This window comes from Streptomyces sp. NPDC017940, assembly GCF_044328435.1.
Lineage (GTDB): Bacteria > Actinomycetota > Actinomycetes > Streptomycetales > Streptomycetaceae > Streptomyces.
The window spans coordinates 639,893-660,910 of sequence record NZ_JBIRHJ010000003.1 but is presented as its reverse complement, the minus strand read 5'-3'; the positions used below and the strand labels follow the sequence as shown (position 1 = coordinate 660,910).

Genomic DNA, 21,018 nt, shown 5'->3' with positions numbered 1-21,018 from the left:
ATGAGCAGTGACGACAACCCCCCGGGCGGCGGAGCGAGCGTGCACATCGGCTCCGTCCACGGCGGCTCCCTGGCCTTCGGCGACCACGGCAGGGCCGAGTCCACCAACCACACGACGGTGGTCGCCGGCCGGGCGCACGGCGACCTCCTGACCGCTGTCCGCACGCTCCGAAGGGAGCTGGACGAGGGTGGGCGCACGCCCGCGGACGACGAGATCGCGGCCCGGCTCGACGAGGTCGAGGACGAGATCACCGGCGGAGGCCGCGCGGAGCGCGGCGTCCTCGTCCGGCTGCGCGACTCCCTCGCGGAGTGCGCGCCCGCCGCCGCGACGGCCGCGTCCGTGACGGCCGTCCTCCAGGCCGTCGACGGGGTCCTGGGCTGAACGTGCGGATCTACGACAGTGACCGGCAGGAGTGGGTCGGACCGGAGCGGGAGCGGGCCGTCGCGTTGCTCCACGACCGGGACGCCGGACGCCAGCGGGCCGCCCTGCGCGGCACGGTCGCGGTGCTCGCGGTGTGCGGGCTCGCCTTCGGCACCTGGGCGCTCGGCTGGAAGGACGAGCCGGGGCCGACCGGGTACCTGACGCAGCGGCAGCCCGAGCAGCGCACGGGGTCGGACGGTGCCGCGGGCGGCACGGACGCCACGGGCACGGAGGACGCCGCGCGGCCGTCCCCCGACGGCGGCCCGCCGTCCGGCTACGAGTCCGTACTCGACGCCGAGGGCTTCAGGACCGCGGTGCCGCGGGGCTGGAGCCGCGGTCAGCAGGACACCCGGTCCGGCACGGCCATCGACATCGTCAACTACCGCAGCTCCGACGGGAGTCGACGGCTCCAGGTGTACGAGGTGAGCGAACCGTCCCCGATGGCCTCGCTGCAAGTGTTCCTCGACGACACCCAGGTCCCGAAGTCCGCGGGCTTCGAGCAGCTCTCCCTGACGAGCCCGGCGGCCCCGCGCCCCGCCGCCCGGCTCGCCTACCGCACGGACAGGATCACGGACGAGCCGGAGATCGGCGTCTGGCACGTGGTCGACCACCGCTTCGAGGCGCAGGACGGCAAGATCTACGCCATCGCCGCGTACGGGGCGGAGGCGGACGGCACCCAGGACGAACGCGAGCTGGTGGCGACCGCCCTGGAGTGGTTCTGCCCGCCGCTGACGTACTGCCCGGAACCGGGCGGGGCGGAAGGCGGTGGGGGCACCGGAGGCGACAGGACCTAGCCCTCGCCGTCCCGGTCCCGCCCCGGGAACCCGGCCGTCACCACGGCCGCCGCGACGACCACCACGACCCCGACCACCCGCAGCGCCGCCGCCATCCCGGACGTGAAGTCCGCCGTGCCGCCGGTGTGTCCGGTGCCGGTGTGGGCGGCGAGCACCGTGCCGGTGACGGCCACGCCGAGGGCGGCGCCGATCTCCCGCGCGGAGGTGCCGAGTCCGGAGCCGAGGCCCGCCTGGTGCGGGGGCAGCGCCGACACCACGCCCATCGTCAGCGCGGGCATGCACAGGCCCGTACCGGCGGAGATGACGAGCAGCCAGCAGGCGTACACCGCGTACGGGGTGCCGGCGTCGACCGTGGCGACGGCGAGCAGCCCCGTTCCGATGAGCAGCAGCCCGGCACCCACCACCGGCCGTGGCGTGGCGGCCCAGCGCGCCGCGAACCTCGGCACCAGGGCCATGCCCACCGTGAGCGGCAGGATGGCGAATCCGGCGCGCGCCGCCCCGTACCCCTGCACGTACTGGAGGTACTGCGAGTTGACGTAGAACAGCGCGAACAGGCCGAAGAACCCGGCCGCCGTGCCGAGGGTCGCCGCGCGCAGCCGCGCCGAGCGGAAGACCCGGGGGTCGAACAGCGGGGCGGCGGAGCGCAGCGCGTGCGCCGTGAACAGGGCGAGCAGGACGGCGCCCGCCGCGAAGGCGCCCAGGATCCGGGGTGAGGTCCAGCCGAACTCCGGGCTCTCGATGACGCCGAAGAGCACGGCGACGAGACCCGCCGTGAGCAGGAGCGTGCCGAGGGGGTCCAGGGACGGCGCGGCCGGGGTGCCCGCCGAGTGGCCGGTGCGGGGCACCGCGCGGGCAACGGCGAGCGCGAGGACCGCGGCGAGCGGCACCATCACCCAGAACAGCGCCCGCCACGACAGGTACTCGCCGACCAGGCCGCCCCCGGCGTTCCCCGCGAAGCCGCCGAGGCCGACCGCGAGGGTCCAGGAGGCCAGGGCGCGCGGCCGCTGCTCGGGCGGCGCCACGCGCACCAGGATCGACATGGTCGCGGGCATGATCAGCGCCGCACCCGCGCCGGAGACCCCGCGGCCGGCGATCAGCAGGGCCGGGGACACGGCGAGCGCGCTCACCGTGGCGCCCGCCGCGAACAGGCCGAGCCCCGCGAGCAGCGCGCCCTTGCGCCCGTACCGGTCGCCGAGCGCGCCCGCCGGTATGAGCAGACCGGCGAAGACGATGACGTAGGCGTCGACGGTCCACAGGAGTTCACCGGCCGTGAGGTGCAGGGCGGACGCGGCGAGCTGGGGGAGCAGCAGGTTGACGGCGGCGACCATGCTCTGGGCGACGAGGACGCAGAGGCACAGGACGAGGAGGGTGGAGCGTCTGAGGGGACCCGGCCCCGACGGGTCCGGGGTCGTGGCGGAGGGCGGCGGGGTGGCGCGGTCGAAGGACGGGGAGTGGGCGGGCGCGGGCATGGCTCCTCCTGGGGAGCGTCGGGCTCAGGAGTGTCCGGAAGGGGGATGCCGTCACCGTAGGCTCGGGCCGTACCTGCTTTCCAGTGCAACGTGTGCAAGGGGTGATTGCGCGTGACGCAAGGGCGCGTTCCGGTGGAGCTTCCCGGCGGCGGGGGCGGCGTCGACCTCAATCTGCTGCTCGCCCTCGACGTGCTGCTCGACGAGGGCAGCGTGCGCGGGGCCGCCGCCCGGCTGCATCTGTCGGAGCCCGCGATGAGCCGCACGCTCGGCCGGGTCCGCAAGGCCCTCGGTGACCCGGTCCTGGTGCGCGCAGGCCGCCGGATGGTGCCGACGCCGTACGCCCTCGCCGTGCGGGCGGAGGTGAGCGCGGTCGTGGAGCGGGCGCGGGCGGTGTTCGCGGGCCCCGGCGCCCAGGATCTGCGGGCGGTCTCGCGCACGCTCACGGTGGTCGGCCAGGACGCGTTCGCCGCGGCGTGGGCACCCCGGCTCTTCGCCCGTGCGGCGGCCGAGGCGCCGGGGGTGCGCCTGCGCTTCCTGCCGGAGAGCCATCTGGCCGCGCCCGTGCTCCGCGAGGGCGTCGCGGACCTGGAGGTCGGCGTGATCGACACGGTCGCGCCCGAGGTGCGGGTGGAGCACCTCCACGACGACGTGATGACGGGCGTCGTACGCCCCGGGCACCCGCTCCTCGACGGCGAGGTGACGCCGGAGCGGTTCGCCGCCGCTGACCACCTGGCGGTGTCGCGCAAGGGACGGATGGCCGGTCCCGTCGACACGGCCCTCGCGGAACTCGGCCTGCGCCGCGAGGTCGTGGGGAACGTGGGCACCTACCCCTCGTCCCTGTTCATCCTGTTGCACACCGACCTGGTCGGCCTCTTCATGTCCTGGGCGCGCCCCCTGACGGACACCCTCGGCCTCGTGACCTTCCCGCTGCCCCTCGAACTCCCGCCGCTCACCCTCGGCATGGCCTGGCACCCCCGCAACGACGCGGACCCCGCGCACGCGTGGCTGCGGGAGTGTGTGCGGGACCTGATCACCCGGACGGACGACGACACGTCCGGGTGGGTCGGGTGACGACACGTCCACGCGGGCCGAGTGACACAGCGCACTTTCGGCCATCGAACGCGCATGCTTTTCCCGGACCGGGGCAGGTGCTCCCGGCTATCACGAGTGATCAGGTGGGGCAAAAGGCAGCGAATGCCGACGAAATGCCAGGAACGGAAGGCAACAGGGACGTGTCCGCACAACAGACCATCCATGTGGCGGGAGAGTGGCTCGGTGCCGCTTCCGGTGCCACCCGCGAGATCATCGACCCCGCGGATGCCAAGCCGTTCGCGCTCATCGCCGAGGGCGGCACGGACGACGCCGACGCGGCGATCGCCGCCGCGCGCCGGGCCTTCGACGAGGGCCCCTGGCCGGGCACGCCGGTCGCCGAGCGCGCCGCGCTGCTGCGCCGCGTGGCCGACCTGCTCGTCCGCGACCGCGAGAAGATCGGGCTCCTGGAGAGCCGCGACGCGGGCAAGACCGTCGAGGAGGGGCGCGTCGACGTCGACTGCGTGGCCGACGCCTTCCGCTACTTCGCCGACCTCGTGGTCGGTGAGGGCGCGGGGCGCGTCGTCGACGCCGGGTCCGAGGACATCCACAGCGTCGTCGTGCACGAGCCCATCGGCGTCTGCACGATGATCACGCCCTGGAACTACCCGCTGCTCCAGGCCAGTTGGAAGATCGCGCCCGCCCTCGCGGCGGGCAACACCTTCGTCATCAAGCCGAGCGAGATCACGCCCCTGACGACGGTCGCCCTGATCGAGCTCCTGGTCGAGGCCGGACTGCCCGAGGGCGTCGCCAACATCGTCACGGGGCCCGGCCACACCGTCGGCGCCCGCCTCGCCGACCACCCCGACGTCGACCTCGTCTCCTTCACGGGCGGGCTCGTCTCCGGCACCAAGGTCGCCCAGGCCGCCGCCGTCGGCGTGAAGAAGGTCGCCCTCGAGCTCGGCGGCAAGAACCCGAACGTCGTCTTCGCGGACGCCTGCGCCACCGACGAGGGCTTCGACACCGCCGTCGACCAGGCGCTGAACGCCGCCTTCATCCACAGCGGGCAGGTCTGCTCCGCCGGTGGCCGCCTCATCGTCGAGGAGTCGGTGCGCGAGCGCTTCGTCGCCGAACTGACCCGGCGCGCCGAGCGCATCCGCCTCGGCCGGGGCACCGAGGACGGCGTCGAGTGCGGTCCCCTCGTCTCCGAGGGGCAGCGCGAGAAGACCGAGGGGTACGTCGCGTCGGCCCTGGAGGAGGGTGCCGTGCTGCGGTGCGGCGGCAAGCGGCCCGAGCCCACCGACGCGCGCCCCGCCACCGGCTACTTCTACGAGCCGACGGTCCTCGACCAGTGCCACCGCGAGATGAAGGTCGTCCGTGAGGAGGTCTTCGGCCCGGTCCTCACCGTGGAGACCTTCCGCACCGAGGAGGAGGCCCTCGCCCTCGCCAACGACACCGAGTACGGGCTCGCGGGCGCCGTGTGGACCGCCGACTCCGGGCGCGCCCGCCGCATGGCCCGCCGGATGCGGCACGGCACCATCTGGATCAACGACTTCCACCCCTACCTGCCGCAGGCCGAGTGGGGCGGCTTCGGCAAGAGCGGCGTCGGCCGCGAACTGGGCCCCGCGGGGCTCGCCGAGTACCGCGAGGCCAAGCACATCTACCAGAACCTGGCGCCGCAGCCGGTCCGCTGGTTCGCGGGCTGACGACCGGCACCGTACGCCGGACACCGGCACCACACGCCGACCACCGGCACCACACGCCGGGCACCGGCATCACTCGCCGAACACGGCCCTGCACGCCGACCACCGGCACCACGCGCCGACCACCGGCACCACGCAGCGAGACGCGCGGGGCGGGACACACCGCCCCGCGCGCGACACGTTCGAGCACTCCCGCCCAGCACGCGCGAGCACCTTGCACGACCTCGCAGGAAGAGGAACACCCACGCATGTCTGACCAGACCGAGTTCGACTACGTCATCGTCGGTGGCGGCACCGCGGGATCGGTGATCGCATCCCGCCTCACCGAGAACCCGGACGTGTCCGTCGCCGTCATCGAGGGCGGCCCCAGCGACATCGACCGGGACGACGTCCTGACGCTGCGCCGCTGGCTCGGCCTCCTCGGCGGCGAACTCGACTACGGATACACCACCACCGAGCAGCCGCGCGGCAACTCGCACATCCTGCACAGCCGCGCCAAGGTCCTCGGCGGCTGCTCCTCGCACAACACCCTGATCTCCTTCAAGCCGCTGCCGTCCGACTGGGACGAGTGGGAGGAGGCGGGCGCCACCGGCTGGAACGCCGAGTCGATGGACCCCTACTTCGGCAAGCTGCGCAACAACGTGGTGCGCGTCGCGAAGAAGGACCAGAACCAGATCGCCACCGATTGGGTCGAGGCCGTCAAGTCCGCCCTCGACGTTCCCGAGGTCGTCGGCTTCAACGACCGGCCCTTCGAGGAGGGCGTCGGCTTCTTCGACCTGGCCTACCACCCGGAGAACAACAAGCGCTCCTCCGCGTCCGTCGCCTATCTGCACCCGCACATGGAGGCGGGCGACCGCCCGAACCTCCACCTCTTCCTGGAGACGTGGGCGTACGCACTGGAGTTCGAGGGCAAGACCGCGCGCGGCGTCCACGTCCGCACCGGGGACGGTGCGGAGCGGCTGCTCACCGCCCGCCGCGAGGTGATCGTCTGCGCGGGCGCCATCGACACGCCCCGCCTCCTGATGCACTCCGGCATCGGCCCGGCACGAGACCTCCGGGCCCTCGGCATCCCGGTCGTGCACGACCTGCCGGGCGTCGGCGAGAACCTCATCGACCACCCCGAGTCGGTCATCGTCTGGGAGACGAACGGGCCGATCCCCGGCAACTCCGCGATGGACTCCGACGCGGGCCTCTTCGTGAAGCGGGACCCCGCCCACAAGGGCCCGGACCTGATGTTCCACTTCTACCAGATCCCGTTCACCGACAACCCGGAGCGGCTCGGCTACGAACGCCCCGAGCACGGTGTGTCGATGACCCCGAACATCCCCAAGTCCCGCGCCCGCGGCCGCCTGTACCTCACCTCCGCGGACCCCGAGGTCAAGCCCGCCATCGACTTCCGGTACTTCGAGGACGAGGGGGACTACGACGGGCGGACGCTCGTCGACGGCATCAAGCTGGCCCGCAGGGTCGCCGCGGCCGAACCGTTCAAGAAGTGGCTCAAGCGCGAGGTCTTCCCCGGCCCCGAGGTCACCGACGACGCCGAGATCAGCGAACTGGCGCGCAAGGCGGCCCACACCGTCTACCACCCGGCGGGAACCTGCCGAATGGGTGCTTCCGGTGATGGACTCGCGGTGGTCGACCCCGAGTTGCGCGTCCGGGGCCTGCAAGGAATCCGTATCGCGGACGCATCCGTCTTCCCGACGATGCCCGCCGTGAACCCGATGATCGGAGTGCTCATGGTCGGGGAGAAATGTGCCGAGATCCTGGGAGGTGACGGCCGATGAGCGAAGCCGTCGTGACGACGAGGGACCAGAGCGAGGCGCCCGGCGAAGGGCCCGTCTTCGCCGTGCGGAACCTGTGGAAGGTCTTCGGCCCCGGAGCCGGACGCATACCCGGCGACAGCGAACTGACCGCCCTCGACCCGGCCGAGCTGCGTGCGCGCACCGGCTGCACCGCCGCCGTGCGGGATGTGTCCTTCGAGGTGAACAAGGGCGAGGTCTTCGTCGTCATGGGCCTGTCGGGCTCCGGCAAGTCCACCCTCGTACGCTGTCTGACCCGCCTCATCGAGCCGACCGCGGGCCGTCTCGCCATCGACGGTGAGGACGTCCTCGCCATGGACAGGGCCCGCCTGCGCGAACTGCGCCGGCACCGCGCCGCCATGGTCTTCCAGCACTTCGGCCTCCTGCCGCACCGCTCGGTCCTCGACAACGTCGCGTACGGCCTGGAGATCCAGGGGGTCGGCAGGGCCGAGCGCCGCGCCAAGGCCCTCGAAGTCGTCAGGAAGGTCGGCCTCGAAGGGCTCGAACAGCGCAAGCCCGGACAGCTCTCCGGCGGCCAGCAGCAGCGCGTGGGTCTGGCCCGCGCCCTCGCCGTGGACCCCGAGGTCCTCCTCTTCGACGAGCCGTTCAGCGCCCTCGACCCGCTGATCCGCCGCGACATGCAGGAAGAAGTCGTCCGGCTGCACCGTGAGGAGGGCCGCACGATGGTCTTCATCACCCACGACCTCAGCGAGGCACTCAAGCTCGGCGACCGCATCGCGCTGATGCGCGACGGCCGCGTCGTCCAGCTCGGCACCCCCGAGGAGATCGTCGGCTCACCGGCCGACGACTACGTCCGCGACTTCGTCCGCGACGTGGCCCGCGCCGACGTGATGAGCGTACGCAGCGCGATGCGCCCCGTGGGCGAGAACGAGGAGACCCCGGGCGCCGCCCTCGCACCCGACGCCAAGGTCACCGAGGCCATCGAGGCCGTCGCCCGCTCCGGCCTCCCGGTGCGCGTGATGGACGGCAAGCGCTGCCTGGGCGTGGTGGACCACGCCGGGCTGCTCGCCGTCGTCGCCGGGACCACCGCGGCGACGCCCGCCAGGACACCGGCCGCCGGCCGGGGCGAGGTGGTCGCCTGATGGCCACCGCCACCGCCTCCACTCCCGCACGGGATACGGGAGTCGGCGCGCTCCTGCGCCACCGTGCCGTCGGCAAGCTCCTGCTGCTCGCCGTCGCCGCCGCGGTCGTCGTGCCGATCCTCAACGCCAAGTGGGCCTCCGGCGCCTGGCCGGACGCCCTCACCGTCGACCTGACCGAGCCCCTCGGCAGGACCACCGACTGGATCATCGACAACCGCGACAGCCACTGGCTGTTCACCCACTTCCTCGGGCACGTCTCGAACGCCATCGTGCTGTCCGTGCGCGGCGTCTACCTCGTCCTGCTCGCGGCGGGCTGGGCCGGAGTGACCGTCGGCGCCGGTCTGATCGCCTGGCGGGTCGCCGGCGTCAGGCCGGCCGTCCTGGCGTCCTCCGCGTTCGCGGTGTGCGGGCTGCTCGGCATGTGGGTGCCCACCATGCAGACGCTCGCCCTGATGGTGGTGGCGGTCCTCACCGCGGTCGTGGTCGGCCTGCTCCTCGGCCTCGCGGGCGGACTCGACGACCGCGTCTTCCGCGTGCTGCGCCCGGTGCTCGACACCATGCAGGTGCTCCCCGCGTACGCGTACCTGCTGCCGTTCGCCCTCGTCTTCGGCATGGGCGTGCCCGCGGCCATCATCGCGACGGTGGTGTACGCGGCCCCGCCCATGGCCCGCCTCACCGCGCTCGGCCTGCGCGGCGCCGACGGCGGTGTGATGGAGGCGGTGACCTCGCTGGGCGCGACCGCACGCCAGCGGCTGCTCTCCGCGCGCCTGCCCCTCGCCCTGAAGGAACTCCTGCTCGGCGTCAACCAGACCATCATGATGGCGCTGTCCATGGCCGTCATCGCCTCCGTCATCGGCGCGGGCGGCCTCGGCGACCGCGTCTACCAGGCGCTCTCCACCGTCGACGTCGGCCAGGCGCTCGCCGCCGGTATCCCCATCGTGCTGCTCGCCGTGGTCCTCGACCGCGTCACGGGCGCCGCCGGCGAGCGCGTCGGCGCCCACGCGCAGGACGACTCGCCGCTGCGCGGCCCGCGCGGCTGGTCCGTCGCCGCCGCGGTGACCGTGCTCGCCGCGCTCGCCGCCCGCTTCGCGGACCGCGTGGACTGGCCCACCGACTGGGTCGTCGACATCGCCCCCTCGGTCAACACCGCCAAGGAGTGGATGGTCGACCACATCTACACCGGCGTGCCCGTCGTCGGCGGCACCGCCGACTGGGCGGCGAACTTCACCACCTGGGTCCTGAACCCCGTACGCGACGGCCTCCAGGACCTGCCCTGGTGGTCGATCCTCCTCGTCGTCGCCGCGCTCGCCTGGCTGATCGGCACCTGGCAGACCGCGCTGACCGCCGTGGCCGCGATGGGCGCCATCGGTGTCCTCGGGGTGTGGAACAAGTCCCTCGACACGCTCGCGCAGGTCCTCGCCGGTGTCGCCGTGACACTGGTCCTCGGCTTCGCGATCGGCGTCGCGGCGTCCCGCAGCAAGCGGTTCGAACGCCTGCTCCGCCCGGTGCTCGACGTGTTCCAGACCATGCCGCAGTTCGTGTACCTGATCCCGGTCGTCGCCCTCTTCGGCATCGGCCGCGCCCCCGCGGTCGCCGCGGCCGTCGTCTACGCGCTGCCCGCCGTCGTCCGCATCACCACCCAGGGCCTGCGCCAGGTCGACGCCGCCGCGATGGAGTCCGCGCGCTCGCTCGGCGCCACCTCCTGGCAGCAACTGCGCCAGGTCCAGCTGCCGCTCGCCCGCCCCGCCCTGATGCTCGCCCTCAACCAGGGCGTCGTCCTGGTCCTCGCCGTCGTCGTCATCGGCGGCCTCGTCGGCGGTGGCGCGCTCGGCTACGACGTCGTGTTCGGCATCGCGCAGGGCGACCTGGCGACGGGCCTGGTGGCCGGTGTCGCGATCGTCTGCCTCGGCCTGGTGCTCGACCGGGTCACGCAGCCCACGGCACGCCGGGAACACAGCGCGAAGAAGGGAGCGTGACATGCGCGTTCGTACCCGTGTCATGAGCGCCGTCACGGCGACCGGCGCGCTGCTCGCGCTCTCCGGCTGCGGCGCCGCCGACATGACCAAGCAGGCGTCCCCGTACGCGAACGCCGCAGGCGCCAAAACGGTGACGCTCTCGGTCCAGTCCTGGGTCGGCGCGCAGGCGGACGTCGCCGTCGCCGAGTACCTGCTCAAGAACGAGCTGGGCTACCGCGTCGACAAGGTCCAGATCGACGAGGTGCCCGCCTGGGACGCCCTCAGCCAGGGCCGCGTCGACGCGATCATGGAGGACTGGGGCCACCCGGACCAGGAGCAGCGCTACGTCAAGGACAAGAAGACGATCGTCCCCGGCGGCGATGTCGGCGTGACCGGGCACATCGGCTGGTACGTCCCGACGTACTTCGCCGAGAAGCACCCGGACGTCACGAACTGGAAGAACCTCAACAAGTACGCGGACCGGTTCCGCACCTCCGAGAGCGGCGACAAGGGCCAGCTCATGGACGGCTCCCCGTCGTACGTGACGAACGACAAGGCCCTGGTGGCGAACCTGGACCTGGACTTCGAGGTGGTCTTCGCGGGCTCCGAGGCGGCCCAGATCACCCAGATCGAACAGTTCGCCAAGCAGAAGAAGCCCTTCCTCACCTACTGGTACAAGCCGCAGTGGCTGTTCGAGAAGGTGCCCATGACGGAGGTGCGGCTCCCCGCCTACAAGGAGGGCTGCGACGCCGACCCCGCCAAGATCAAGTGCGCCTACCCGCACACGCCGCTCCAGAAGTACTTCAACGCCGACTTCGCGAAGAACGGCGGCAAGGCCGCGGAGTTCCTCCGCAACTTCCGGTGGTCCGAGGCCGACCAGAACGAGGTTTCCCTCCTGATCGCCGACAAGAAGATGTCGCCCGACGACGCGGCGAAGGAGTGGATCGACTCCAACGAGTCGAAGTGGAGGTCCTGGCTGCCGAAGTGACCCTGCGGGTTGCCGCCCGTTTGGCTCCCGCCCATCGGCGCTGCGCGCCTCGTCCTCAAACGCCGGACGGGCTGAGAATCAGCCCGTCCGGCGTTCGAGGACCGGGTCTACAGGTCCTTATCCCAACCCCGCTGCGATCTCCCGGAGGGCTTCGGTCGCGCGGTGGTGCAACCCGGGGCCGAAGGTGATCCGCGAGGCCCCCAGTTCACCCAGTTCCTTGGGGGACGGCCCGCCCGGAAGGTGGACGACGTTGAGCGGTGCGTCGATCGCGTCCCGCAGGGCGGGGATGACGTCGACGGGCGCCATGATGACGTACACGGAATCCGCCCCGGCGGCGAGGTAGAGGCGGGCCCGCCGCACGGTCTCCGCCAGGTCCGGCACCCCGCGGACGTAGGTGTCGACGCGCGCGTTGACGAACAGCTCCGCGCCGGCGACCTCGCGCACCGCCGCCAGGTAGTCCGCCTGCTCCTGCGCGTCCTTGAGGCTTCCCACGGCAGTGCCCTCGCGCCCCCAGGAGTCCTCCAGGTTGCAGCCGACGACACCGGCGTCGAGCAAGCGCCCCACCAGCCTCCGCGGGGTGAGCCCGTACCCGTCCTCGACGTCCGCGCTGACGGGCACCGACACGGCCCGCGCGATCCGCCCCACGGCCTCGAACATCTCGCGTGGCGGCACGGACCCGTCGGCGTACCCGAGGGAGGCGGCGACGCCCGCGCTGGGTGTGGCGAGCGCGGGGAACCCGGCCTCCTCGAAGACGCGGGCGCTGGCCGCGTCCCACGGTCCCGGCAGGACGAGCGGATCGCCGGGAGCACGGTCCCGGTGCAGCGCGCCGAACGCCGCGGCGGTGCCGGTCACTCGGCGGGCCGGTGCGCGGTCGAGCCCGGCGTGTAGTGGCCCGGCACCAGGCGGGAGGTCACCGCGATGCGGTTCCAGCCGTTGATGAGGGTGATCGCGGCGATCAGGTGGGCCATCTCGGCGTCGTCGAAGTGCTTGGCGACCCGCTCGTACACGTCGTCCGGTACGAAGCCGTCGGTGAGGAGGGTGACGGCCTCGGTCAGCTCGATGGCCGCGATCTCCTTGGCCGTGTAGAAGTGCTTGGACTCCTCCCAGGCGCTGAGCTGCACGATCCGCTCGACGCTCTCGCCCGCGGCGAGGGCGTCCTTGGTGTGCATGTCGATGCAGAACGCGCAGTGGTTGATCTGCGAGGCCCGGATCTGCACCAGTTCGAAGACGACCGGGTCGAGGCCCTTCTTCGCGGCGGTGGCGAGCCGGATCATGGCCTTGTACGCCTCGGGGGCGTGCTCGGCGACGTTGAGTCGGGGCAGGTGCTCGGGAAGGCGCTCGTTCTCGTTGCTGCTGTCGATGTTCGTCATGGCCAAGACGCTACGGCGCGATTAGCCCAGGGGTATAGTCCATTTCCATGGAGAATTCCTGGGCCACTTTGGGGGTGGACCTGCACCTGGACACGCCCGCGGCGATGGCTTCGGGTGTCCGCAGGGGCCTGACCGACGCCCTGCGCGAGGCGGTGCGCGGCGGCAGGCTCGCGCCCGGCACCCGTCTGCCGTCGTCCCGTTCCCTCGCCACGGATCTCGGCATCGCCCGCAACACCGTGGCCGACGCGTACGCGGACCTGGTCGCGGAGGGCTGGCTGACGGCACGGCAGGGCTCGGGCACGCGGGTCGCCGAGCGTGCCGTGCCGGGCCCGGTGGCGGCACCGCGCCCGCGGCGGACGGGCGGCGCACCCACGTACGACCTGATGGCGGGCAGACCGGACGTGGCGTCGTTCCCGCGCGCGCAGTGGCTCAAGTCGGCCCGGCGGGCGCTAGCGGCAGCGCCCGACGACGCCCTCGGGTACGGCGACCCGAGGGGCCGTGTCGAGCTGCGCGCGGCGCTCGCCGCGTACCTCGCGCGTGCTCGCGGCGTCCGAGCCGACCCCGACCGGATCGTCGTCGTACCGGGCATCGCGCACGGCCTGACCCTGCTCGGCACCCTGCTGCACGCGTGCGGCCTCGGGCGGATCGCCGTGGAGTCGTACGGCCTCGACCTGCACTGGGAGCGCCTGGACCGCACGGGCCTGCGCACCGTTCCGCTCGCCGTGGACGACCGGGGCGCCCACACGGACGCCCTCACCGGGCACGGGGCGGCCCTGCTGACCCCGGCGCACCAGTTCCCGACGGGAGTGCCGCTGCACCCAGACAGGCGGGCGGCGGCGGTGGACTGGGCGCGCCGTGCGGGTGGCCTGATCCTGGAGGACGACTACGACGGGGAGTTCCGCTACGACCGTCAGTCGGTCGGCGCGCTCCAGGGCCTCGACCCCGACCGCGTGATCTACCTGGGCACGGCCAGCAAGTCCCTCGCTCCGGGGCTGCGGCTCGCCTGGATGGTGCTGCCCGCAGCCCTGGCCCCGGAGGCCGCCGAGCTGAAGGACGCACACGGGGCGGCCAGCAGCACGCTCGAACAGCTGACGCTGGCGGATTTCCTGACGTCGGGCGCCTACGACCGCCACGTCCGGTCCGCCCGCCTGCGCTACCGCCGCCGGCGCGACCACCTGGTGGCATCCCTGGCCGAGCACGCCCCCGACGTCCGCGTGACCGGCATCGCGGCGGGCCTGCACGCGGTCCTGCGCCTCCCGCCGGGCAGCGAACAGACGGTGGTCCAGGCCGCCCACTGGCAGCGCCTGGCCCTCCAGGGCCTGTCCCGCTTCCGACACCCGCAGACGGCGGAACCCCCGCTGGACGCACTGGTGGTGGGCTACGGAACACCATCGGACCGAGCGTGGGAGGCGGCACTGGAAGCCCTGTGCAGGGCGCTGCCTTGAGAACGCAGGCTCTATGCAGGGCGGTGCCTTGAGGACGCAAGCCCTGTGCAGGGCGGTGCCTTGAGGACGCAGGAGGCGCAGGGGGCGCGCGCCACACACTTCGCGCCCCCTACGCACTTCACGCAACTTTCGCGAAGTAGATAACCGGCTGGCCCCGGGGCGGCATGCCCGACGAGGCACGCCGGACCACCAAACCGGATCGCCGCTCGCTGCCGAACCGGCTCAACGCTGCCGACTGCTCGACCGACCTCCGGGCACGTATCGATGCGGGGTGCCCTGTATGTGCCGGGCGGCAGACGGCGACGAAGGCGGACAGCCATCACCGGAGGTGATCCGGAGCCCCACCCCGGGGGCCGCCCGGACAACAGCAACGCGCGCTGGAGGGGCGGAAGTCAAGGGTGGAGCGCAGCGGAATCGGCGCAGCCGACGCCCGGAGGGCGCCCTTTACTTCCGCCCCGGAAGCGCCACTCTGGCCTACTCCGGGCGGCCACGTTCACCTGTAAGTGCCGGGGGGCATGAGGGGCCCCGGCGGGACGGGGGTACTACAAGGAGCCGCTCAAGTGGGCGGTGCGCTGACACTGCGCGCGGTAGGGGCGGTGAAGGGGGGCACCACCGCCCCGCAGTCCCCTCCGCCCTCTCCGCAACACAACCAACAGTTGTATACCGGGCCCTAGGCTAGCCGGGTGGACCTCAACGCCGTACGCACCTTCGTCGCCGCCGCCGACACCGGCCAGTTCCAGGAGGCCGCCGTCGATCTGGGCATCACCCAGCAGGCCGTGTCCAAGAGGATGGCCGCGCTGGAGCGGGACCTGGGGGTGCGGTTGTTCGACCGCACCCCGAGGGGCGCGCGCATCACCATCGACGGCCAGGCGTTCCTGCCGCACGCCCGGGCGCTGCTCCGGGCCGAGGAGCGGGCGATGGCGTCCGTGCAGCCGGGAAGCAGGGCGCTGCGCGTAGACGTGGTGGGCCGCAGGGTCGCCACAGCCGGGCTGCTGCGGGACTTCCACCGTGCGCACCCGGAGACCGATCTCGACGTCGTGACCCTCTTCGGCGTCGACGCGGCGGTCGCCGCGCTGAGGTCGGGAGTGATCGACGCGACGTTCCGGGCGGTCACCATGCCGGGCAGCGAACTCCCGGACGACATCGAGGCCGTGCCCGTGCTCGACGAGCCCATGGGCCTGTTCACCGGCCCGGCCCACGAGTTCGCGGGGGCGCGCTCGATCACCCCGGCGCAGCTCGCGGGGCACCGGATCTGGATGCCGGGCAACACCTCCGGGACCGAGTGGGCCGCCTACTACGACGAGATGGCGGCGGTGTTCGGCTTCACCGTGGACGTCGTCGGGCCGAGTCCGCACTTCGGCATCGAGTCGCTCCTCGACACGATCGCGGACTCCGCCACGCTGGCGACCTTCCTCAGCGACCGTACCCCGCTCGTCTGGCCGGCGGGCCACGACCTGCGTCTCGTCCCCCTGCGGGACCCGACCCCCGTCTACCCCCACTCGCTGCTGTGGCACACCGACAACCCGCACCCCGGCCTCACCGCGCTGCGCGAGCACCTGCTCGCCGCGCGCCGGGGCCGTGCGGCGGCGGAGCCCGCGAAAACGTGGCGTCCGTCGTGGGCTCAGCCGAGGTAGCGGGCCCGAGACGTATCCGACGACCCCTGCCGGGGAGTCAGGGCACGAGTCCGTCGAGGTCGATGTCGACGGGGAAGGGGACCGCCACCTCCAGCCGGGTCCTGTGGATGCCCGTTGCCACGTAGGCGTTGGTCATGACGTCGAGTTCGTAGGTGTGGACGGACGGGGCACCTGCCTCGTCCTCGATGCGCCAGAAGTGCGGGATCTTGGCCTGCGCGTACTTGAAGGGCTTCAGGGACCGGTCGCGGTCGGCGGATTCCTCCGAGACGACCTCGATGACCAGGGTGACGTCTTCAGGGGCGTACCAGGTGCGGTCGGGGTCGTACGGGGCGGTGGTGACCAGGATGTCCGGCTCGGGGCGGCTCTTCCTGTCGAGGCGGACGGTCATCTCACGCTCGGTCTCCGAACCGGCGGGTGCCGCCTGCCGCAGGGCGAAGGTCAGGTTCTCCACGAGCCTGGAGTGCCAGGACCGCTGCGGCGACACCTTGAAGATCAAGGCTCCGTCGATGAGTTCGGTATGCCGCGGCGCCTGGGGGAGATGGTCGAGGTCTTCGGCCTCCCACCCGCTGGGCCTGGGCGGGATCATCCAGTCGGGGAGGTCTGCGGTCACGGCTTCCTCCGGGCGCCTAGAAAGAGCGGTCGGGCGGCAATGCCGCGTCGAGCACCGCGACCTCGGCAGGACGGCGGGGCGGGTCCTGCACCACGCCTGAGGCACAGCCTTGCGTACGGTTCACTCGACGGAGCGGCGCAGGAAGTGCACCCAGGCAGCGGGTGTGACGGTGAGGTGGGGAGCCTCGGGGGTCTTGGAGTCGCGGATGTGAATGGTGCCGGGGGTCGCGGCTATCTCAACGCACGACGGTCCGTCAGCCGTGCTGTAACTGCTCTTGATCCACTCCAGCGTCATGACTCCCTTTCCATCCTCTCGATGAAGTCCTGTGACTCCTCTGGCGTCAGGGCCTGGGCTCGGATGATGCCATAGCGCATGTCGAGGATCTGGACCTCTTTCGGGTCGGTGACCACGCGGCTGGCGAGCTGGACCTCGATCAGTCCGACGGTGGTGCCGTCCTTGAGCTTGGTCAGGCGGAAGGGCCCTTCGAGTCCTGTGTTCCGCTCGCGGCTCAAGGGCAGGATCTGGATGTCCACGTTCCGCAAACCGCCGATCGCCGACAAGTGTTCGAGCTGGTTGCGCAGTGTCATTGTGCCCCCAGGGTTGCGCCGCAATGTCGACTCGCACAGCACAAAGCTGAAGACGGTACGCCCGACCGCGTCCTTGAGGATCCGTTGGCGGTCCATGCGTGCGAGCAGCCGCCACTCCACCTCGTTGTGCGGGAGGGGCGGGCGACGGTTGCTGAACACCGCTTCCGCGTAGTCCTCGTGCTGCAACAGCCCGTCGACCACGGAGTTGTTGTACGAGCACACCTCGACCGCCTGGGCTTCCAACTTGGCGACGTCCCGAACCTTCCTCGGGTACCGGGCTTTCTCGGCGTCGGGCTTGAGTCCCCGCAAGTGCCCAGCCGCACCCAGAACTTCATCCGCCCGATCCAGAAACTCAGGCCGAGGAATCCGCGCCCCCCGCTCCACCTTGTGGATCAAATTCTCCCCGTACCCCATCAGCTCACCGAACTGCACAGCCCGCAACCCCGCCCCCTCCCGCCAGGACTTGACCTGCCGTCCGATGAGTTCGGCGATCGCGCTGGACTCGTCGTCGGCGTCGACCTCCCAGCCGATGTCGTCCATACTCACGGCGGACCTCCCCGGGTCACGGGTACGGCCGGTACGGGCAGGGACAGGACCGTACAGTCACCGTACGTACAGGCATCATCACTGTTCAGGCTAAGCGCCAGCGACCACGCTGAGTCACGTGAACTCAGAAATCACCCGAACCGTGCGTTCCGCAAGGACCGAGCGGCGCTACTGCGCCCAACTGCCCGCCACGTGGAGGGGCGCCCGCAGGGCGAGGCTGCTCGCGGTCGAGCAACTCCGTGCCTGGGCACAGCCCCACGAGGACGCGGAACACATCGTCGCCGAACTGGCGGCCAACGCCGCCGTGTACGGCAGGGTCCCCGCGCGGGACTTCCGGCTGACACTCACCAGGAGGGCGGACGGCGTGCTCCGGATCGAGGTCGCGGACACACGCGGTGACCGGTTGCCCGTCGTACGGGAGCCGGACGGGGAGGACGAGTCGGGCCGAGGGCTCGTGATCGTCGCGGCGCTCGCGGACCGGTGGGGCGTCGAGCTGGGGCCGGAGCCGCTGAAGACGGTGTGGGCGGAGCTGGACGGAGGGAGCTGACGCCGGGGGCTGGACGGCGGAGCCCAGAAGGGGAGGGGGCCCCGCCGCCGGTCCAGGGCGTGCGCGGTGCCGTCAGCCGCACCGCACGCTGTGAACCGTCGCGGATCGGCGGCGGCGGATGCCAGGGCGCACGGACGCTCGGAGCAGGGGAGACGGCGCGGACTTCGGGAGGCGCGGCACGCCCCCGTCCCGCACGAGCCCCGGCGCACCCCGTCAGCTCCCTCATCCGGGTGAGTACCGGATCAACCGCGCTGCGCGCGATAGCGCTCCGCGATCTCGTCCGACGTCGTCACCCACACGCCCGGGTGGTTGACGACGTACTCCAGGGCCTGGTCCAGGTACTTCGCGCGGAACGCCTGCCCGATGACGAAGGGATGCAGAGCCAGCGGCAGCACGCGTCCGCTGTCGTCGGCCTCCGCCTCCGCCGCCAGCTGGTCGACCTGGTCCTTCAGCATCGTCACGAAGTCCGGGCCGGTGGTGTCCTTGCTGACGAACAGGCTGATGTCGTTCAGCTCCACCGAGTACGGCACGCTCAGCATCCCCGGCACGTTCAGGGGGAACGGCTGGTCGTCGGCCGTCCAGTCCAGGACGTAGTCGAGACCCAGCTCACGCAGCAGCCGCGGCGTGTGGAAGGTCTCCGTCAGGCCCGGCCCCATCCAGCCCCGCGGCCGTGTCCCGGTCGTCCGCCCGATGGTGTCGACGACGTCCGTGAGGTACGCCCGCTCCTCGTCCTCCGCCATGTCCGCCTGGAAGATCGAGTTGTTCTTGCCGTGCGCGAGCCACGCCCAGTCCCGCTCCCTGCCCGCCTCGACGATCTGCGGATAGCGGTCCCCCACATCCGAGTTGAGGAGAACGCTCGCTCTGACACCGTGCCGGTCCAGGGTCTTCAAGGTGCGCCAGAAGCCGACCCGCGGCCCGTAGTCCCGCCAGCCGTGGTTGAGCGGATCCGGGGTGAGGTGCGAGGTGCCCGCGAAGATGCTGGTCGCGGGCTTGTCGACCTCGAAGTGCTCCACGTTGAGGCCGACGTAGAAGGCGACCCGCTTGCCCTCGGGCCACCGGATCGTCTCCCGGCCCGCGATGGGGCTGTAGTCGTACAGTTCGTTGTCCATGACGCTCACCTCGGATGCGTACGAAGTCGAAAGTGCCGCTCGGGCAACATGTTCGAACGTTCACATTGATGTGAGGGTCAAGCGGCACAGCCCGGGACGCGGGCCAGGTCAGGACCCGGAGCCGGTCAACTCGTCGAGCGCCCCGTCGAGGACCTCGAACGCCCCCTCGCCCACACTCAACGCCTCGTACACATACCGCACCGCCACCAGCTCCGGTCTCATCCCGCAGAACTGCGAGACGCCCCTGCCGAGCATCCGCGTCACCACGTCCTGCCAGCCCAGGTCGGCGAACTGCGCCTCGTCGTAGCTGACCAGGCTGAACCACAGCATCCGCTTCCCGGCGAGCAGTTTGTCCTCGCGGCCGTACGCGAAACCGTTGTTCCAGACCCGGTCGACCCAGCCCTTGAGGAGCGCGGGCAGACCGAACCACCACAGCGGGAAGACGACCACGACGGCGTCCGCGTCCGCCACGCGCCGCATGTGCGCGCGGACTTCGGGCGAGTACTCCTTGTGCGGGTCGTCCCAGTCCGGTTCGTCGGCGGGCGTCATCCGCGGGTCGAAGCCCTCGGCCTCCAGGTCGAGGAGGTCGACCGTGTGGCCCTCGGCCGTCAGCCGCGCCCGGGCGTGCCGGGCGAGCTGGGCGGTCAGCGAGTCGGCCCGGGGGTGGCCGGTGACCAGCAGGACCTTCATCCTCGCGGTCGCCGTCACCGCCGTCACCGCCGTCGTCGTCGTCACCGCCTTCACCGCCGTCGTCGTCGCCGGCGCCGCCATCACTTGGCCTCTTCCGCGATCTTGACCAGCATCTTGCCGGTGTTGGCGCCGCGCAGGACGCCGAGGAAGGCGTCCGGCGCGGCGGCGATGCCCTCGACGACGGTCTGCTCGGTACGCAGCGTCCCGTCCGCGATCATGGCGGACGCCGTCGCGATCCACTCCGGGAACAGGTCGAGGTGGCTGGTGACGAGCATGCCGCGCAGGGTCGCCTCCTGCTTCGCCGCCCAGAGGAGGTTGTCCGGGCCCGGTACGGGTGCGGTGGCGTTGTACTCGCCGAGCCCGCCGACCAGCGCGATCCGGCCGTCGCGGCGGATGGCGCCGATCCCGGCTTGGAGGTGGTCGCCGCCGACGTTGTCGAAGTAGACGTCGATGCCGTCGGGCGCCGCCTGCGCCAGCTGCGCGTCGAGCGCGCCCTGGCGGTAGTCGAGCGCCGCGTCGTACCCGAAGGTGTCGAGCAGCTTCTTCGTCTTCTCGGGGCCGCCCGCCGAACCGATCACCCGGGACGCGCCGAGCGCCCGCGCCACCTGGCCCGCCACACTGCCGACCGCGCCCGCCGCCGCCGACACGAACACCACGTCGCCCGCACGGATGGGCGCGATCCGCTTCAGCGTCGCGTACGCCGTCAGGCCCGTCGCCCCCAGCGGACCCAGGTGGGCCGACGCGGGGGCCGCCGACGTGTCGATCACCGTCACATCGGCGGCGTCGAGCACCGCGTACTCCCGCCAGCCGGCGAAGTGCGCGACGGTGGCGCCCACCGGCACACCGGCCGAGCCCGACGCGACGACCTCGCCGACCGCGTTGCCCTCCAGGGGCGCGCCCAGCTCGAACGGCGCGATGTAGGACGGCACGTCGTCCATGCGGCCCCGCATGTACGGGTCCACGGACATCCAGGTGTTGCGGACCAGGACCTGCCCGTCGGCCACGGTGTCCGGGACCTCGGTGGTGACCAGGGCGAAGTCGGCGGGGGAGGGGAAACCGACCGGCCGGGCGGCAAGACGGATCTCACGAGAGTTCGGCATGGGATGTCCCGTTCCTTCTCTGCGGTGTGCAGTGGTGCGGTGGGTGCGGGGCGGCTGCGCTCGCCCCGCGTTCCTGCTGACGAGGAACAAGGTGCCGGGACCCGCGCACGGATCACCGAC

Annotated in this window: 20 protein-coding genes; 11 read left to right on the top strand and 9 right to left on the bottom strand. The window is 72.0% G+C overall.

Annotated elements, in window-relative coordinates; translation table 11 throughout:
• Both ACH4DX_RS12975 and ACH4DX_RS12970 read left to right on the top strand, forming a co-directional pair.
• Positions 1-381 (top strand): hypothetical protein, encoded by a 381-nt coding sequence (locus ACH4DX_RS12975; RefSeq protein ID WP_398155087.1) that lies wholly within the window; start codon positions 1-3, stop codon positions 379-381.
• A gap of 2 nt (positions 382-383) precedes the next feature.
• Positions 384-1,214 (top strand): hypothetical protein, encoded by an 831-nt coding sequence (locus tag ACH4DX_RS12970; RefSeq protein WP_398155086.1) that lies wholly within the window; start codon positions 384-386, stop codon positions 1,212-1,214.
• Here the strand turns inward: ACH4DX_RS12970 and ACH4DX_RS12965 are convergent.
• Complete coding sequence (locus ACH4DX_RS12965) at positions 1,211-2,683, bottom strand: MFS transporter (protein ID WP_398155085.1); 1,473 nt, start codon at positions 2,681-2,683, stop codon at positions 1,211-1,213. The genes ACH4DX_RS12970 and ACH4DX_RS12965 overlap by 4 nt on opposite strands.
• Before the next feature lie 105 nt (positions 2,684-2,788).
• On the opposite strand from ACH4DX_RS12965, the gene ACH4DX_RS12960 reads away from it, so the two are divergent.
• From ACH4DX_RS12960 to ACH4DX_RS12935, 6 genes are all read left to right on the top strand, one after another.
• The gene (locus ACH4DX_RS12960; RefSeq protein ID WP_398155084.1) at positions 2,789-3,754 is read left to right on the top strand and encodes a LysR family transcriptional regulator; all 966 of its coding nucleotides are present in this window, start codon (positions 2,789-2,791) and stop codon (positions 3,752-3,754) included.
• Positions 3,755-3,888: 134 nt separating this feature from the next.
• The gene (locus ACH4DX_RS12955; RefSeq protein ID WP_398155083.1) at positions 3,889-5,418 is read left to right on the top strand and encodes an aldehyde dehydrogenase family protein; all 1,530 of its coding nucleotides are present in this window, start codon (positions 3,889-3,891) and stop codon (positions 5,416-5,418) included.
• A 245-nt stretch (positions 5,419-5,663) separates the two neighbouring features.
• On the top strand, positions 5,664-7,199 hold the full coding sequence (locus tag ACH4DX_RS12950) for a GMC family oxidoreductase (RefSeq protein ID WP_398155082.1): 1,536 nt from the start codon (positions 5,664-5,666) through the stop codon (positions 7,197-7,199).
• Positions 7,196-8,317, top strand: coding sequence for a glycine betaine/L-proline ABC transporter ATP-binding protein (locus tag ACH4DX_RS12945; protein ID WP_398155081.1), 1,122 nt, complete (start codon positions 7,196-7,198; stop codon positions 8,315-8,317). Before ACH4DX_RS12950 ends, ACH4DX_RS12945 begins: the two co-directional genes overlap by 4 nt.
• Entirely contained in the window at positions 8,317-10,293 is a 1,977-nt protein-coding gene (locus tag ACH4DX_RS12940; protein ID WP_398155080.1) for an ABC transporter permease, read from the top strand. Before ACH4DX_RS12945 ends, ACH4DX_RS12940 begins: the two co-directional genes overlap by 1 nt.
• 1 nt (position 10,294) lies before the next feature.
• Entirely contained in the window at positions 10,295-11,260 is a 966-nt protein-coding gene (locus ACH4DX_RS12935; protein ID WP_398155079.1) for a glycine betaine ABC transporter substrate-binding protein, read from the top strand.
• A 117-nt stretch (positions 11,261-11,377) separates the two neighbouring features.
• On the opposite strand, the gene ACH4DX_RS12930 is transcribed toward ACH4DX_RS12935, so the two are convergent.
• Positions 11,378-12,112, bottom strand: coding sequence for an isocitrate lyase/phosphoenolpyruvate mutase family protein (locus tag ACH4DX_RS12930; protein ID WP_398155078.1), 735 nt, complete (start codon positions 12,110-12,112; stop codon positions 11,378-11,380).
• Positions 12,109-12,630, bottom strand: coding sequence for a carboxymuconolactone decarboxylase family protein (locus tag ACH4DX_RS12925; RefSeq protein WP_398155077.1), 522 nt, complete (start codon positions 12,628-12,630; stop codon positions 12,109-12,111). Before ACH4DX_RS12925 ends, ACH4DX_RS12930 begins: the two co-directional genes overlap by 4 nt.
• A gap of 47 nt (positions 12,631-12,677) precedes the next feature.
• Here ACH4DX_RS12925 and ACH4DX_RS12920 point away from each other — a divergent pair, with 47 nt between their 5' ends.
• Complete coding sequence (locus tag ACH4DX_RS12920; protein WP_398155076.1) at positions 12,678-14,075, top strand: PLP-dependent aminotransferase family protein; 1,398 nt, start codon at positions 12,678-12,680, stop codon at positions 14,073-14,075.
• A gap of 683 nt (positions 14,076-14,758) precedes the next feature.
• Positions 14,759-15,709 carry a LysR family transcriptional regulator gene (locus tag ACH4DX_RS12915; RefSeq protein WP_398121990.1) on the top strand — a complete coding sequence of 317 codons (951 nt, stop codon included), beginning with the start codon at positions 14,759-14,761 and terminating at the stop codon, positions 15,707-15,709.
• 37 nt (positions 15,710-15,746) lie between these two features.
• Here the strand turns inward: ACH4DX_RS12915 and ACH4DX_RS12910 are convergent, their stop codons facing one another.
• The 3 genes from ACH4DX_RS12910 to ACH4DX_RS12900 all read right to left on the bottom strand — a co-directional run bounded on the left by ACH4DX_RS12910 (position 15,747) and on the right by ACH4DX_RS12900 (position 17,446).
• A complete protein-coding gene (locus ACH4DX_RS12910) occupies positions 15,747-16,295 on the bottom strand; it encodes a Uma2 family endonuclease (RefSeq protein WP_398155270.1) in 549 nt (182 codons plus the stop codon).
• 144 nt (positions 16,296-16,439) lie between these two features.
• Positions 16,440-16,613: a DUF397 domain-containing protein gene (locus ACH4DX_RS12905; RefSeq protein ID WP_398155075.1), complete on the bottom strand. Its 174-nt coding sequence runs from the start codon at positions 16,611-16,613 to the stop codon at positions 16,440-16,442.
• Complete coding sequence (locus ACH4DX_RS12900; RefSeq protein ID WP_398155269.1) at positions 16,610-17,446, bottom strand: helix-turn-helix domain-containing protein; 837 nt, start codon at positions 17,444-17,446, stop codon at positions 16,610-16,612. The genes ACH4DX_RS12905 and ACH4DX_RS12900 overlap by 4 nt, the downstream gene beginning before the upstream one ends.
• A gap of 124 nt (positions 17,447-17,570) precedes the next feature.
• On the opposite strand from ACH4DX_RS12900, the gene ACH4DX_RS12895 reads away from it, so the two are divergent.
• Positions 17,571-17,999 carry an ATP-binding protein gene (locus ACH4DX_RS12895; protein WP_398121992.1) on the top strand — a complete coding sequence of 143 codons (429 nt, stop codon included), beginning with the start codon at positions 17,571-17,573 and terminating at the stop codon, positions 17,997-17,999.
• Between the two features lie 242 nt (positions 18,000-18,241).
• On the opposite strand, the gene ACH4DX_RS12890 is transcribed toward ACH4DX_RS12895, so the two are convergent.
• The 3 genes from ACH4DX_RS12890 to ACH4DX_RS12880 all read right to left on the bottom strand — a co-directional run bounded on the left by ACH4DX_RS12890 (position 18,242) and on the right by ACH4DX_RS12880 (position 20,898).
• Positions 18,242-19,108, bottom strand: coding sequence for a polysaccharide deacetylase family protein (locus tag ACH4DX_RS12890; protein WP_398155074.1), 867 nt, complete (start codon positions 19,106-19,108; stop codon positions 18,242-18,244).
• Between the two features lie 108 nt (positions 19,109-19,216).
• The gene (locus tag ACH4DX_RS12885) at positions 19,217-19,798 is read right to left on the bottom strand and encodes an NAD(P)H oxidoreductase (protein WP_398155268.1); all 582 of its coding nucleotides are present in this window, start codon (positions 19,796-19,798) and stop codon (positions 19,217-19,219) included.
• A gap of 80 nt (positions 19,799-19,878) precedes the next feature.
• Entirely contained in the window at positions 19,879-20,898 is a 1,020-nt protein-coding gene (locus tag ACH4DX_RS12880; protein WP_398155073.1) for an NADP-dependent oxidoreductase, read from the bottom strand.
• Positions 20,899-21,018: the final 120 nt, after the last annotated feature.

Bases quoted from the DNA above. Each gene is read 5' to 3' on its own strand.
- ACH4DX_RS12975 (WP_398155087.1), top strand. From the start codon at position 1: ATGAGCAGTGACGACAACCCCCCGGGCGGCGGAGCGAGCGTGCACATC.
- ACH4DX_RS12965 (WP_398155085.1), bottom strand. From the start codon at position 2,683: ATGCCCGCGCCCGCCCACTCCCCGTCCTTCGACCGCGCCACCCCGCCG.
- ACH4DX_RS12955 (WP_398155083.1), top strand. From the start codon at position 3,889: ATGCCAGGAACGGAAGGCAACAGGGACGTGTCCGCACAACAGACCATC.
- ACH4DX_RS12950 (WP_398155082.1), top strand. From the start codon at position 5,664: ATGTCTGACCAGACCGAGTTCGACTACGTCATCGTCGGTGGCGGCACC.
- ACH4DX_RS12945 (WP_398155081.1), top strand. From the start codon at position 7,196: ATGAGCGAAGCCGTCGTGACGACGAGGGACCAGAGCGAGGCGCCCGGC.
- ACH4DX_RS12940 (WP_398155080.1), top strand. From the start codon at position 8,317: ATGGCCACCGCCACCGCCTCCACTCCCGCACGGGATACGGGAGTCGGC.
- ACH4DX_RS12935 (WP_398155079.1), top strand. From the start codon at position 10,295: ATGCGCGTTCGTACCCGTGTCATGAGCGCCGTCACGGCGACCGGCGCG.
- ACH4DX_RS12925 (WP_398155077.1), bottom strand. From the start codon at position 12,630: ATGACGAACATCGACAGCAGCAACGAGAACGAGCGCCTTCCCGAGCAC.
- ACH4DX_RS12920 (WP_398155076.1), top strand. From the start codon at position 12,678: ATGGAGAATTCCTGGGCCACTTTGGGGGTGGACCTGCACCTGGACACG.
- ACH4DX_RS12910 (WP_398155270.1), bottom strand. From the start codon at position 16,295: ATGATCCCGCCCAGGCCCAGCGGGTGGGAGGCCGAAGACCTCGACCAT.
- ACH4DX_RS12905 (WP_398155075.1), bottom strand. From the start codon at position 16,613: ATGACGCTGGAGTGGATCAAGAGCAGTTACAGCACGGCTGACGGACCG.
- ACH4DX_RS12900 (WP_398155269.1), bottom strand. From the start codon at position 17,446: ATGGACGACATCGGCTGGGAGGTCGACGCCGACGACGAGTCCAGCGCG.
- ACH4DX_RS12890 (WP_398155074.1), bottom strand. From the start codon at position 19,108: ATGGACAACGAACTGTACGACTACAGCCCCATCGCGGGCCGGGAGACG.
- ACH4DX_RS12885 (WP_398155268.1), bottom strand. From the start codon at position 19,798: ATGAAGGTCCTGCTGGTCACCGGCCACCCCCGGGCCGACTCGCTGACC.
- ACH4DX_RS12880 (WP_398155073.1), bottom strand. From the start codon at position 20,898: ATGCCGAACTCTCGTGAGATCCGTCTTGCCGCCCGGCCGGTCGGTTTC.